This is a genomic window from Arachnia propionica, assembly GCF_037055325.1.
Taxonomy (GTDB): Bacteria; Actinomycetota; Actinomycetes; order Propionibacteriales; family Propionibacteriaceae; genus Arachnia.
Genome location: NZ_CP146373.1, coordinates 2432629 through 2445267, shown reverse-complemented (window position 1 = coordinate 2445267; position 12639 = coordinate 2432629). Strand labels below are relative to the sequence as shown.

The 12639-nt window shown below is 65.4% G+C and carries 8 protein-coding genes and 1 pseudogene; 6 read left to right on the top strand and 3 right to left on the bottom strand.

From position 1 onward, the window contains the following. Positions 1-26: 26 nt before the first annotated feature. The 3 genes from V7R84_RS11380 (at position 27) to V7R84_RS11370 (ending at position 6497) form a co-directional block, all read left to right on the top strand. The gene (locus tag V7R84_RS11380; protein ID WP_338569084.1) at positions 27-1040 is read left to right on the top strand and encodes a type II CAAX endopeptidase family protein; all 1014 of its coding nucleotides are present in this window, start codon (positions 27-29) and stop codon (positions 1038-1040) included. Between the two features lie 169 nt (positions 1041-1209). After that, positions 1210-3858 carry an MMPL family transporter gene (locus tag V7R84_RS11375; RefSeq protein ID WP_338569081.1) on the top strand — a complete coding sequence of 883 codons (2649 nt, stop codon included), beginning with the start codon at positions 1210-1212 and terminating at the stop codon, positions 3856-3858. Then, positions 3855-6497, top strand: coding sequence for a YhgE/Pip domain-containing protein (locus tag V7R84_RS11370; RefSeq protein WP_338569078.1), 2643 nt, complete (start codon positions 3855-3857; stop codon positions 6495-6497). The genes V7R84_RS11375 and V7R84_RS11370 overlap by 4 nt, the downstream gene beginning before the upstream one ends. Positions 6498-6607: 110 nt before the next feature. Here V7R84_RS11370 and V7R84_RS11365 read toward each other — a convergent pair whose 3' ends face one another. Then, a complete protein-coding gene (locus V7R84_RS11365; RefSeq protein ID WP_338569075.1) occupies positions 6608-7576 on the bottom strand; it encodes a Fic family protein in 969 nt (322 codons plus the stop codon). A gap of 83 nt (positions 7577-7659) precedes the next feature. After that, entirely contained in the window at positions 7660-7944 is a 285-nt protein-coding gene (locus V7R84_RS11360) for a hypothetical protein (RefSeq protein WP_338569072.1), read from the bottom strand. A 52-nt stretch (positions 7945-7996) separates the two neighbouring features. Here V7R84_RS11360 and V7R84_RS11355 point away from each other — a divergent pair, with 52 nt between their 5' ends. Both V7R84_RS11355 and V7R84_RS15490 read left to right on the top strand, forming a co-directional pair. Beyond that, positions 7997-9211, top strand: a complete 1215-nt coding sequence (locus V7R84_RS11355; protein WP_338569069.1) for an ATP-binding protein — start codon at positions 7997-7999, stop codon at positions 9209-9211. A gap of 69 nt (positions 9212-9280) precedes the next feature. Next, the gene (locus tag V7R84_RS15490) at positions 9281-9514 is read left to right on the top strand and encodes a carboxymuconolactone decarboxylase family protein (RefSeq protein WP_412728056.1); all 234 of its coding nucleotides are present in this window, start codon (positions 9281-9283) and stop codon (positions 9512-9514) included. Here V7R84_RS15490 and V7R84_RS11350 read toward each other — a convergent pair. Continuing rightward, positions 9450-10998 (bottom strand): annotated as a pseudogene (locus V7R84_RS11350) (IS1634 family transposase). The gene V7R84_RS15490 and the pseudogene V7R84_RS11350 sit on opposite strands and share 65 nt — an antisense overlap. Before the next feature lie 287 nt (positions 10999-11285). Between V7R84_RS11350 and V7R84_RS11345 the strand changes: the two are divergent. Further along, positions 11286-12554 carry an ATP-binding protein gene (locus tag V7R84_RS11345; protein WP_338569066.1) on the top strand — a complete coding sequence of 423 codons (1269 nt, stop codon included), beginning with the start codon at positions 11286-11288 and terminating at the stop codon, positions 12552-12554. Positions 12555-12639 lie beyond the last annotated feature (85 nt).

Here is a 12639-nt window from a genome sequence, read left to right as displayed (position 1 = left end):
ATTTTCTACCACGAGGAGGTTTACTGGTGACAAACTCCGTCCACTTGTCAGAAGAACCCGGCACGTCACGATCCAATGGTCTTGTGCCCGACATCCCGTCGCGCGCGTACTGGGGTCCTGGGCAGATAGGGACAGCTGCCGGTATCGTCGTCCGGTTCGTCGTCTTCCTGATCGCCATGTTCCTGATAAGCCAGGCCTTGAACATCATCATGGGCAACTTCGTGCCCGCGGAGGAATTGCAAACGGTCCTTGCCGTTCCCGCTGCGCTCATACAGATAGTGACGTTGAGTAGCGCGTATTTTCTGGTCGTCCGCTTTCTGGAACGGCGTCGCAACATCCATGAGCTCAGAACGCACTGGGCCCGAGGACTGGCGATTGGCCTGGCCGGCGGCGCGGCAGCTTTTCTCGTCTGCTGCGGTGTCATCGCGCTGACCGGCGGGTACCGGTGGAGCGTCGTGGAGCAGCCGGACCTGGGAGCCATTGCCCTGACCGTCCTGGGGGCGGGGGTCAGCGCGGCTATCGGTGAGGAACTGCTGTACCGCGGGATCGGCTACCGCTTGATGGAGCAGATGTTCGGTACGTGGGCGGCGATCATCGGATCCGGGCTGGTGTTCGGGCTCATGCACATGGCCAATCCCGGTGCCACCTTGTGGGGAGGCATATCGGTGGCCCTGGCCGGTGGGATGTTGCTCGGGACGCTGTACGCTCTGACGCGTTCCCTGTGGGTGACGATCGGCTACCACGCCGCCTGGAACGTCGTGCAGGGCCCGCTGCTGGGGATACCGGTCTCTGGAAACGAGTTGCCGGCTTTCCTGCAAGTCACCGTGACCGGACCGGACTGGCTCACCGGAGGCGTGTTCGGCGCCGAGAGCAGCGGTGTCACCGTGGGCATGATCTCTGCGTTGACCATCGTGTTGGGCATGATGCTGGCGCGGCGTGGTCGTGAGCGTGTCGTGGCGCCGATCTGGTCCGCACGCAGAAGACCTGAGCCCATCCAGCCGGAGCAGCGCGCCGACGGTGAGGGGTCCACCCCGGCCTGATGCCTGGAGCAGGTCGGGGATCTCACCGAACAAGGATCGCTTTGCAGTGACGTCGGGGTCCCGGACGGAGCAGTGACGTGTCGTCCGGACCGGGGTCTTCCCGGATGTGGAGGCTTTTGGGTGCGCAGTAGGCTGTGCCCCGAATGCAAGTCTGCACTGATGGAAGAAGATGTCTGCTCAGCTCTACGCCCTCGGTCGCTGGTGTTTTCAACACGCAAAACTGGTTCTTGCCGTGTGGCTGCTCGTGATCCTGGCCATGGGAGGTGCCGCTCTGGCCTTCCGGGGCAGCTTCGCCGACGTGTTCAAGATCCCCGGTTCCTCCTCCCAGGTTGCCCTCGACAAGCTGCGGATGACCTTCCCGCAGGGCGCCATGACTCAGGCCTCCGCGATCTTCGTGGCCCCCGAAGGCGGTCGGGTCGACGACTTCCGCGACGTCATCGAGGACACCATCACCGAGCTGGAATCGATCGACTTCGTCAACTCGGCTGCATCCCCGTGGAACGAACGGATCACCGGCATGGTTTCCGATGATGGCCGGGCCGCTATCGTCGCGATCCTGATCGACACCAAGGGCGCCCCGACCACTGAGCAGCTCGCCACACTCACTGCCGTCGCCGAACGCATGTCCCAGCGGTTGCCGCAGGGCGCCACCCTCGACATGGGGGGTCAGGCCTTCAACATCGAACTGCCGAGTCTGAGCGTCACGGAGGCCGCCGGGTTGGGCGTAGCGCTGGTGGTGCTGACGCTGGTGCTCGGTTCCTTGGTGGCCGCCGGGCTGCCGTTGCTGACCGCGGTCACGGGGGTGGGGGTGACCATGGCCGTCATGCTGCTCCTCACCCGTCTGGCCAGCATTAACTCGACCACCCCGATGCTGGCCGTGATGCTGGGACTCGCGGTCGGCATCGACTACGCCTTATTCATCCTCTCCCGCCATCGCAACCAGCTGGGTGAGGGTATGACGGCGGAGGAGTCGACGGCCCGCGCCGTCGGGACCGCCGGTTCGGCGGTGGTGTTCGCTGGATTGACGGTGTTCATCGCCCTGCTCGGTCTCGGGGTGTCGGGGATTCCGTTCCTCACTGTGATGGGTGCGTTCGCGGCTCTGGCCATCGTGCTGGCGGTGTTCATCGCGCTGACGATGCTGCCCGCGTTGATGGGGCTGTTGGGGGAGCGACTGCGACCCCGCCCGAGAAGGCCCCGGCGGCGTCGCAGGCCCCGCAGAGGTGGTGCGTTTGCCTGGTGGGGTCGCGTCACCACCGGGCATCCCGTCGTGGTGCTGCTGGTCGTGGTGGTTTGCCTCGGGGCGTTGACGATCCCGGGTCTGGGATTGCGTACCGCCTTGCCGAACTCCGGGCAGCACACCGCGGGGGCCCCAGACCGCGTCACCTACGACCTGATCTCGCAACATTTCGGAGTGGGGCGCAACGGCCCGCTGGTGCTGACCGCCGACGTCATCTCCAGCAGGGATCCGCTGAAACTGGTGGCCGACCTCAAGGAGGACGTGGAGGCGATCAACGGTGTCGCCGCGGTGCCGCTGGCCACCCCCAACCAGAACGCGGAGGTCGCGATGCTCCAGGTGGTGCCCACCACCGGACCCGACGACCCTGCCACCGCCGATCTCGTCCAGGCCCTGCGAGACCGGCACGACCAGTGGCTGGAACGTTACGGAGTCGAGACTGCCGTCACGGGCATGACCGCCATGCAGATCGACGTCAACTCCCGCCTCATGGGGGCACTGCTGCCGTTCGGGGTGCTCGTGGTCGGGTTGTCGCTGGTGCTGCTGGCCGCTGTGTTCCGGTCGGTGTGGGTGCCCGTCAAGGCCACTCTCGGTTTCCTGCTGTCGGTCGGAGCCGCCTTCGGGGCCACCACGCTCGTGTTCAATGACGGCTACCTGAAGGAAATGGTCAACCTGGAGCGCGGGATGCCCGTGATCTCCTTCCTGCCGATTCTGCTGATGGGAATCCTGTTTGGGCTGGCCATGGACTACGAGGTGTTCCTCATTTCCCGGGTCCGTGAGGAGTACGTGCACGGCAAAAAACCCGTTGACGCGATCCGCGACGGCATGGTCGCATCCGGCCCCGTGGTGGTGGCCGCCGCGGTGATCATGTTTGCGGTGTTTGCGTTCTTCGTCCCGGAGGGCATCAGCTCCATCAAACAGATCGCCTTCGCCCTCGCCGTCGGTGTGGCCATCGACGCTTTCTGCGTGCGTATGACGCTGGTTCCCGCGGTGATGGCGCTGCTGGGGGAGCGGGCTTGGTGGCTGCCCCGCTGGCTGGACAAGATCCTGCCCACCTTCGATGTCGAGGGTGAGGTCCTCACGGAAAAGCTGAAACTGGCCCAGTGGCCCGGTGGCGACCATGTGCTCTACGCCGACGAGGTTGCCGTCGAGGATCTGCTGCCGCCCACCAGCCTGGCGCTGGAGCTCGGGAACGTGATCGGCATCGCGGGTCCCGTCTCCTCCCGTACCGGTCTGGCGCTGGCACTGTCGGGTAGGCTCGGCATCACATCCGGGCGAGCCCGGGTGGCGGGGGAGCTACTTCCCGGAGCTGCGGCTGCTGTGCATCGCCGAACCCGCTACACCGACCTGGCCAGGGAGCCCGAGGCCTTGGCGCTGCTGCGTCCGGTTCCGGGCAGCGTTGTCTTCGTCGATTCGGTCGAGAGCATCGATGTGGGCGACGAACGCCTGACCGAGCTGATCAGCAGGTTCCGCAGCGACGGCACCTCCGCGTTGGTGCTGTGCGCCAGTAGCGAATCGATTCTCGACGCCCTTCCCGTCGACGGCGTGCTGGTCGTCGGCCCATCTGTCAGGAGCATGCGATGAGACCTGAAAGCATTCATTCCGGACATCGCCTCGGTTGGCCGGGGCTCGTCGTGCTGGCCCTGGTGCCACTGCTTGCCTGCGGCATGCTGCTGGGGTTGGTGCGCGGCAGCAACGAGCAAGGAATCCATGCCGCGGTGGTCAACCACGACAAGGCGGTCACCGTCAACGGACAGGTCGTGCCTTTGGGGCGGCAGCTGGCCTCCGAGATGGTGGCCCGGGAGGGCCCCAACATTTCGTGGACCATTGCCGATGCCGAGGACGCCGATGCCGGATTGAAAGACGGTCGCTATGCCGCAGTGGTCACCATCCCTGAGGGATTCTCCGAGGCCGCGACCTCCTTCAGCAGCAACGATGCCGCCATCGCGAAACAAGCCACCGTTGACGTCGTGGTCTCCCAGAACGCACCCTTCGCCGATGCAGCCCTCGCGCACGACATCGCGGGCCTGGCCACCGACACCATCAACGCCACCCTGACGAAGGCCTACCTGGAGAACATCTACATCGGCTTCAACAGGGTGGGGGAGCAGTTCAAGGAGGTCGTTGACGGGGCGGGCAAACTTAACGACGCCGGTTCCCAGCTCTCCGAGGGGGCCAACACGGCGGCTGAGAACTCCGGAAAACTCGCCGACGGGCTTGGTGAGTTGTCCACCCGGGGACAGGAACTCAGCAGCGCCGCGACCACCCTGGCCGAGGGAACGCAGAAACTCAACGGTGCAGCGTCAACCCTCGCGGGTGGGGCCGGTACCCTGGCAGGTGGTGCCCGGACCTTCGCGGGAGGCATCGCTCAGCTGAACGCCCAGGCGCCCAAGCTCGCGGATGGGGTGAACCAGCTCACCGACGGGGCCGCGCCGCTGCTGAAAGGTATCCCCGGATACACATCGGGTACCGTCACCGTCCTCGACGGGGTAGGGCAGCTGCGCGACGGCCTGGCCCAGCTCGAATCGGGACTGAACTCCCAACTCAACCCCGAAGCCATGAAGGAGGCGCAGGCAGCACTTGGGCAGCTCGTCCCGACCCTGCGCGAGGCCCAGCAGGCCCTCAGACAGTACTTTCCGGGGGCTGACGGCATCACCATTGACGAGGTGCGTTCCAAGCTCGAGGCCTTCGACGCCCAACTGAACAAACTCGACTCCACGCTGGCCGGGTACGCCTCCGGTGACACACCACCACCGTCGGAGTTGAAGGAGTTCTCTCAGCGACTGGTCGCGAACTGGAAGTGTCCGGTGGAGAACACCGAGACCTGCACATTGCTTCGCGACGCCTACCAGCAGGGGGTGGACGACGCCCTGGGCAAGGGATTCCAGCAAGGAGCGAAGGCTGCCCTCGGTGTGTTGCAGCACACCGATCCGAAGACTGGGAAGACCCTGCTGGAAACCGCCCGCGGGTTCTCGCGGATGGGGTTGGGCATGACCGAATCGGTCATCAAACTGCGCGACGCGATGGCGAAGGTCGTTCCCGCCGGAACCGATCCCCTGACCGCTTTGGAACAGCTGCCGTCGAAGCTCAATGAGCAGGCGCAGAAACTGACCGGTGGGGTTACGAAACTCCGAGAAGGCGCCGACACCATCCTCACCAAGGCCGGGCCGTTGCGCACTAACGCCGAACAGCTCAACACCGGTGCGACCCAGCTGTTGGGCGGGTTGCAGCAACTGCGAAGTCAGACCTCCGCCCTACCCGCTGCGACGGCCCGTCTGGCCGAGGGAGCGGACCGACTCGCCAGCGGATCGGCGCAACTGGCCGACGCGACCGGTCAGCTCTCCTCGGGGGTGGGTCGGCTCTCCTCCGGGGCCGGGCAGCTGGCTGACGGCACCGGCAAGTACGTGACCGGTGTCGGCCAGGCAGCCGACGGGGCAACCCAGCTCGCTGCGGGGCTGCTGCGGCTCGGGGCAGGGTCGCGGGAACTGTCGCAGGGGCTCGGGACCTTCCACGACAAGCTCTCCGAGGCCAGGTCGAAACTACCCAGCTACAGCGAATCCGACCGCAACACGTTGTCGCAGGTGGTCGCCTCGCCCGTGCTGAAGGACGGGAAGGTCTACGAGTCGGCGATGGTGCCGCTGGCAGCGTTGCTTGCGGTGGCGGCCCTGTGGCTCGGGTCGCTGCTGTCGTGGAGTTTCGCCCGGCCCATTCCCTCCGATCTGATTGCCTCCTCCCGCATTAGCGCGACCCTGTGGCTGCGCACCCTCTGGCCCCCAGCCGCGCTCGGCGCGGTCCAGGGCCTGCTGTTCGGCGTCGCGGTCGGTATGGCTCTCGAACTGACGCCGGGACGCACCCTCGGGGCAGCTGCCCTGCTGACGATGGTCGGGGCGAGTTTCGCGGTCATCAATCACGCTCTGACCGGCTGGCTCGGCAACGTGGGGCGCGGGATCTCGGTGCTGGCCCTGGTGATCACCGTCGCCCTCGGACTGACATCCACCACGCCGAGCTGGGTCCAGGGGTTCGCGGGAATCTCGCCGCTGCACAACGGTCTGCTGCTGGTGCGCACCTTCCTGGCCAGCGGGACGGGCCTGGTGGCGCTCGGCGGGGCGGCGCTGCTGTTCGGGGTGATCGCCGTCGGGTTGTCGTACCTGGCGATCGCATCCCGTCGGCACCTGACCGCCGACCAGTTCCGCAGCCGCGTGCTTGGGAGCGCCAGGGGCTGACTTCGGGCATGGAATCGGCGGCCCATACGAGCGCCGATCATCTGCCGTGTCTCACGGATCCGGGTGGTGTCGTGACCTTCCCGCCCGGGCACTGCGATCCTGACCGGCATTCACGTGAGGCCGGCATCGCCGATGATCCGCCATGTTCCCGCCCGGGCGCTGCCGTGCCGGGCCACATGTCCCGACTGACGCAGCCCGGCGACCAGGCGCTCCGCTGTCCTGCGCGAGCATCCCAGGTGCTCGGCCAGCGTCGCGATGGTCGCATTCGGGTTGGCGCCGAGGAACGACAGCGCCTGTTCTCGGCGGTCCCGAATCGAGGGAGTCGTCGTATAGGGAGTGAGCGCGTCACGGATGACCGTGAGCATGAAGGTTACGAAGGCCTCACTCGAGCCCTGCGCGTTCGAGCGGGCGATGGCTCCGTAGTAGCTCTCCTGGCGGTCCCGGATCACGCTTTCGACCGGCAGCCACGCCAGCGCCGGCCGCCACCGCGACAGCAACAGTGTGTGCCATAGGCGTCCCGTCCGCCCGTTTCCGTCCGAGAAGGGGTGGATGAACTCGAATTCGTAGTGGAAGACGCAGGAGACCAGCAGCGGGTGGAGATCGGTCGAGGCCATCCAGCCGAACAGATCCGACATGACCTCGGGGACGTATCGGGCCGGTGTGCCCGCATGGATGAGCCTGCTCCCCTCGAAAACCCCTGCGTTCCCGGAGCGGTACCGTCCGGCGTCGCCAATGAGCCCGCGCATCATGACGCCGTGGGTGCGCAGGAGATCGTCCGGGGAGAGGGGGTCCAGGTCATCCATGAGCTGGTAGGCGCGACGAGCGTTGGTGACCTCGAGGATCTGATCAGCGGGACCGAGGACGCGCTTGCCGTCGAGGATGGCTGTGACGGCTTCGCGTGAGAGCGTGTTCCCCTCGATCATGAGGGAGGAGTGAATGGTGGTGATGCGCAGCTCGCGGTGCAGCACGGGGTTTGTACCGAGGGCCGATGCGGGGCCGAGCGCCCCGACGAGTTCGGCGATCTCCATGCACAACCCGTCGATCTCGGAGGTGCGGTTCAGCGGCGGCTCGTAGACCATGCGATCGTCCCCTCATGTGTCGATGTCGTCGTGTACGGGGCGTGAAGACGATTACCGCCACATTTTACCGCCAGTGGCGGTGATCACTGTCGGCACGCCTTCGTTTTTTCCTCCTCGATGGCCGTGCTCACCTGCGTCAGGAAGCGCCGGGCGATCGGGGAGAGAACCTGCTGTCGATGCCAGATGAGGTACATCGGCGAGTCCGGGGAATCGAGTGGCGTGCCCCGCCATGCGGCCTCCCGGACATCAACACCGAGCACTCCAGTGCCACTGTCATCGCCCCTTGCCCCTCGCATGAGCTCGCCCGGCTCGGCTATCGCGTCCTGGTCCTCCAGGCTGTGGTGTGAAAATCTGGAGTTGCGATCCACATTTTCACGAAGTGTCGTAGAATCCCTGCTATCGCGCGGTAGGAGGCGGTTCATGTACAGGCATCGCGAGGCCGAGGCAACGCTGCTGTCCCTTATGAGACAGTTCAAGGTGGTGCTGGTGACCGGGGCGCGTCAGGTCGGCAAGACCACGATGCTGCAACACGTGCTGCCCGAGGACTTCCGCTACGTGACGCTCGACGACCCCCGGGCCGAGGTGCTCGCCCGGGAGGACCCGGTGCTCTTCTTCGACGCCAACCGGTTGCCTGTGGCCGTTGACGAGGTTCAGCGGGTTCCCGGGCTGTTCCAGCAGGTCAAGTTTCTCGTCGATCAGTCCCCCGAGACGGGGTGCGTCGTGCTGACCGGCTCCCAGACCTTCCACCTCATGCAGGGCGTCAGCGAGTCGCTCGCGGGGCGGGTCGCGATCCTGGAGATGACGGGCATGTCCCTGCGGGAGCTCACCGGTTGTAGGGGGAGGGGCCCCTATGTTCCGTCGGAGGTCGGCGACGACGGAAGGTGCGAGTCTCCTGAGGGCCTCGATCTGTGGGCCACGATCCACCGCGGATCGATGCCCCGGCTCATGGATCCCTCGGTGTCCTGGGACGCCTTCTACATGGGATATGTCCGCACCTACCTTGAGAGGGATGTACGCGATCTCATCACTGTCAAGGATGAAGCGAGTTTCTATCATTTCCTTGTCGCCTGTGCCGCGCGCACGGGCGGGCTCGTCAATCACAGCGCCCTCGCCCGGGGTGCCGGGGTCGACACCAAGACGGCGCAGAGCTGGCTCTCGGTCCTGCAGGCCTCCGGCGTGGTGCGTCTGCTGCGCCCGTTCTGGTCCAATGCGACCAAGCGGCTCACCAAGACTCCCAAGCTCTACTTCACGGACACGGGGCTGGCCTGTCATCTGTTGGGGTGGAGTTCTCCGGAGACCCTGCGCAGAGGGGCGATGGCCGGTCACGTGTTTGAGACCTTCGTCGTCGGCGAGGTCATCAAGTCCTATCTCAACGCCGGCGGTGACGCCCGGAACGTGCATTTCTACCGGGATGCCCGTCAACGGGAGATCGACCTGATCATCCAGGAAGGGCGTGTGCTGCATCCCGTTGAGATCAAGACTTCGGCAACGGTGACTCGTGAGGCTGTAGCGGGCTTCTCCGTTCTCGCCGACGTCGGCGACTACGACGTCGGCGCGGGCGCCGTCATCTGCCAGACCCGGGAGCCCTACCCCGTGACGGCCACCGTGAAGGCGGTCCCCGTCTGGTCGATCTGAGGACCGGAGCCTCCGGGGGGTCGACGTCGGTGTAGCGGGCGATATCCGGTCCCTGCGGGGCGCCTCGAGATGGGTCGGGCCAACGGCGTCACCCGCGACGAGATTGTGGAGATCGTCATCCAGCTCGCCTTCTACACGGGTTGGCCCCGGGCCAGGGCCGTCTTCGCCCAGGTCGGCGAGGTCTGGCCGGGAAGACCCCGGGGAGGCCGCGACGACATCGGACCTGAGTTGTCGCAGTTTAGTGACCCAGGATGTTCTCGATTATTGCTGTGGTGTCGGGGGTTATGTGGGGTTGGGCGGTGATGGTTTGACCGGCGATTTGGATGGTGACTTGGCGTAGGGTTCGAATCAGTCGTTTGATGCTGATGCCGGTGGTGGTTTGGAGCTGGCGGGCGATGGCGAGAGCGGTGAACACGATGGTGAGGTGGGCTTCGATCGCTTCGGCTTGGTGGTGGAAGATTGGCCTGGCTTTGAGGTCGTGTTTGGACATCCGGAATGATTGTTCGATGTTCCATAGGTCGTGGTAGGCGTCGATCACTTCCTGTCCTGGCATGGCGGTTATGGGAATGTTGGTGACGTAGCCTTTCAACCCGACCAGTTGTTTCGCTCGGGTCAGCGCTTCCTCGTTGAGGACAGCGGTGCCTTTGCTGGTGGTCACGAACCGTGGGTTGCGGGCGGTCTTCTCGCCGGCCACGACGGCCCGGGCCTTGTTCTCCTGCGCGGTGAGGGTTCTACGGTCGTGGAGTGCACGTTTGTGGCTGTAGTGCCATACAGCCCGCCACGAATGCGGATACCGGATTGGATCCCAAACCGGTTCGGCCCGTTCCGTAATGGGGTTGGCTGTCTGGGCCCTGGTGGTTTTATCCCTGGGGGTGATCGTGTCGATCAGTTGTCCGTCAGTGAACGCGTTCCCTATGCCAGCGGAAATGTTTGGCGAGGTCACCCGGGGCTTTGACCGGGCGGGACCCGACAATGAACCCCAATCCCGCCTCGTGAAGTGTTTGGAGGTTGGTCATCGACAGCATGCCGGCGTCGGCGACCACCACCACTTCGCCGAGCTGGTGTCGGGTCATGGCTCTGGTTGATGATCGGGATGATGGTGTGGGTTTCGGTTTTGTTGCCTTCCCAGGAGCCGATCTCCAGCGGGAACCCATGGCGGTCCACGAGAAGCCCGACGATGATTTGCGGATCGACGCGGCGTTCCTTGCTGTATCCGACCTTGCGGAGCTTGTCTTCGTGCTCGACCTCGAAATGCAGGGTCGTCACGTCATACATCACTAGTGTCACGTCTCCGTCTCTGGTGGCGTGGCCGTAACAAGCCGCAGCCAACTGGTCTCGGTAACCCCGCCTTGCGATCCTGGCCAGACAGCGGTGCATCGTCGCCCGGTGCACCGGAACAATCCCGAGCTCGGCCAGAACCCCCGGGCGCTGTCCAGCATCGATGTCGGCTCGACCAGGCGGGCCAGCACGAGCTGGAAGAACGCCTCATCACCGACCACGTCGAAACCCAACGCCTTCCAAGTAGCCCGGACCACCTCAACCAGCAAGACGGAACTGCTCCCAGCAACCACCGCAGGCTGCGTGGGTGTCGCTGCGCTGAAGTCCAGCATCTGCTGATCTGGTGGGACCAGCTTGGCCCGGCCGGCGGCCATCAACACAGCCAGCCCGGCCTCGTCATGAGCAAACCCGAGATGCTCGATGATCCGGTTTTTGCGGCCTTCCTTGACCACGATCTGCACAGCTGTCGCCCCGGAAGCGGTCTTCACCTTCCGCAACAACAGGCTCACCCACCAGAACCTACCCCCCGATTAGTGACCCACACGACACACCCAAAACGCCCTGACAAGCACCAACACAATCCACAGACACCAACCCAACCTCAACTGCGACAAGTCAGGTCGGAGCGCGCCGACGTGCCGGGGTGTCCCCATCCGGGACTGGTCCAACTCACGCAACGAAAACGGTCCAACTCACGCAACGAAACCGGTCCAACTCACGCAACAAAATCAGTCCAACTCAGGCAACGGGGTAGACTTCTTCGCCAAACAGCAGTGTTCTCAGTCGAGGAGCGTCGATGGTGCCCGCGCGTTATATGGCCAGGATCGCCGACGGTGTGCTCGCCGAGGCTCTCACCACCAGCGGCGCGGTGCAGGTGAAGGGTCCCAAGTGGTGCGGCAAGACGGCGACCTCTTTGCAGCAGGCCGCCAGCGTCGTCTATCTTCAGGACCCCGATCGCAGCGCGTCCTACCTCGCACTCGCCGACGCCAAACCCTCGGCTCTCCTGGAGGGGCGAACGCCCCGGCTCATCGATGAGTGGCAGATGGCGCCGCAGTTGTGGGACGCTGTCCGCTTCGCCGTCGACCTTCGCGGGGAGCCGGGGCAGTTCGTTCTCACCGGCTCGTCAACACCCGCCGTCGGCGGGGCGCATTCCGGCGTCGGGAGGATCGCCCCCATGGTCATGCGGACCATGACTCTCTTCGAGTCGGAGGATTCCAGCGGTCGGATCTCTTTGCAGCGTCTCTTCGACGGAGAGGAGGAGGTCGCCGATGTCGCCCCGCTCGACGTCGAGGATATCGCCCGGGTCTTGTGCCGCGGGGGATGGCCCGCCGCCGTCACAGCGGGGGCCACGTCGGTCCCCGGTCGCCTGGCGCGGACTTACGTCGAGGGGCTCATCGACTCCGATGTCGCGCGCATGGACGGCGTCTCACGGAATTCGACCCGTATGCGCGCCCTTATGCGTGCATACGCCCGTCACGTCTCTACCCAGGCCTCGCAGACGACGATCGCGGCGGACCTAGCCGTCAACGACGGCGCCATGGCGCCCAACACGGTCAGCGACTACCTCGACGCCCTCACCCGCGCCTATGTCGTGGAGGACCTGCCGGCGTGGAATCCCGTGCTTCGCTCCAAGACCGCGATTCGCACGAGCCCGACCCGGCACTTCGTCGATCCGTCGATCGGCGTCGCAGTCATGCGCTGGACGCCCGCCGACCTGCTTCGTGACTTCGAGGCCTTCGGCCTGCAGTTCGAGTCGCTGTGCGTGCGCGATCTGCGGGTCTACGCCGAGGCAATCGACGGGACTCTCCTCCACTACCGGGACAAGACCGGGCTGGAGGCGGACGCCGTCATCGTCCTCGCGGATGGGCGGTGGGCTCCGATCGAGGTTAAACTCGGCAGCCGTCAGCTCGATGAGGCCGCGGCTCATCTGAGGCGGCTGCGTGAGCGCGTGGATGCGAATCGCATGGGCGAGCCGTCCTTCCTCGCCGTGGTCACCGCGGGCGCCACCGCATACCGCCGTGACGACGGCGTCCTCGTCATTCCGCTGGCCTGCCTGCGTCCATGAGTTCTGGGCGACGGAATGCGCGATGGCCGGGCGCGCCGCAGCCCGGCCGCCGCGGGCGGGGGTGTGAGGGGTCTGCCAGAACCTG

Coding starts and splice junctions, on each gene's coding strand:
- V7R84_RS11355 (WP_338569069.1), top strand. CDS start 7,997: ATGTACAGGCATCGCGAGGCCGAGGCAACGCTGCTGTCCCTTATGAGA.
- V7R84_RS11370 (WP_338569078.1), top strand. CDS start 3,855: ATGAGACCTGAAAGCATTCATTCCGGACATCGCCTCGGTTGGCCGGGG.
- V7R84_RS11345 (WP_338569066.1), top strand. CDS start 11,286: ATGGTGCCCGCGCGTTATATGGCCAGGATCGCCGACGGTGTGCTCGCC.
- V7R84_RS11375 (WP_338569081.1), top strand. CDS start 1,210: ATGTCTGCTCAGCTCTACGCCCTCGGTCGCTGGTGTTTTCAACACGCA.
- V7R84_RS11365 (WP_338569075.1), bottom strand. CDS start 7,576: ATGGTCTACGAGCCGCCGCTGAACCGCACCTCCGAGATCGACGGGTTG.
- V7R84_RS15490 (WP_412728056.1), top strand. CDS start 9,281: ATGGGTCGGGCCAACGGCGTCACCCGCGACGAGATTGTGGAGATCGTC.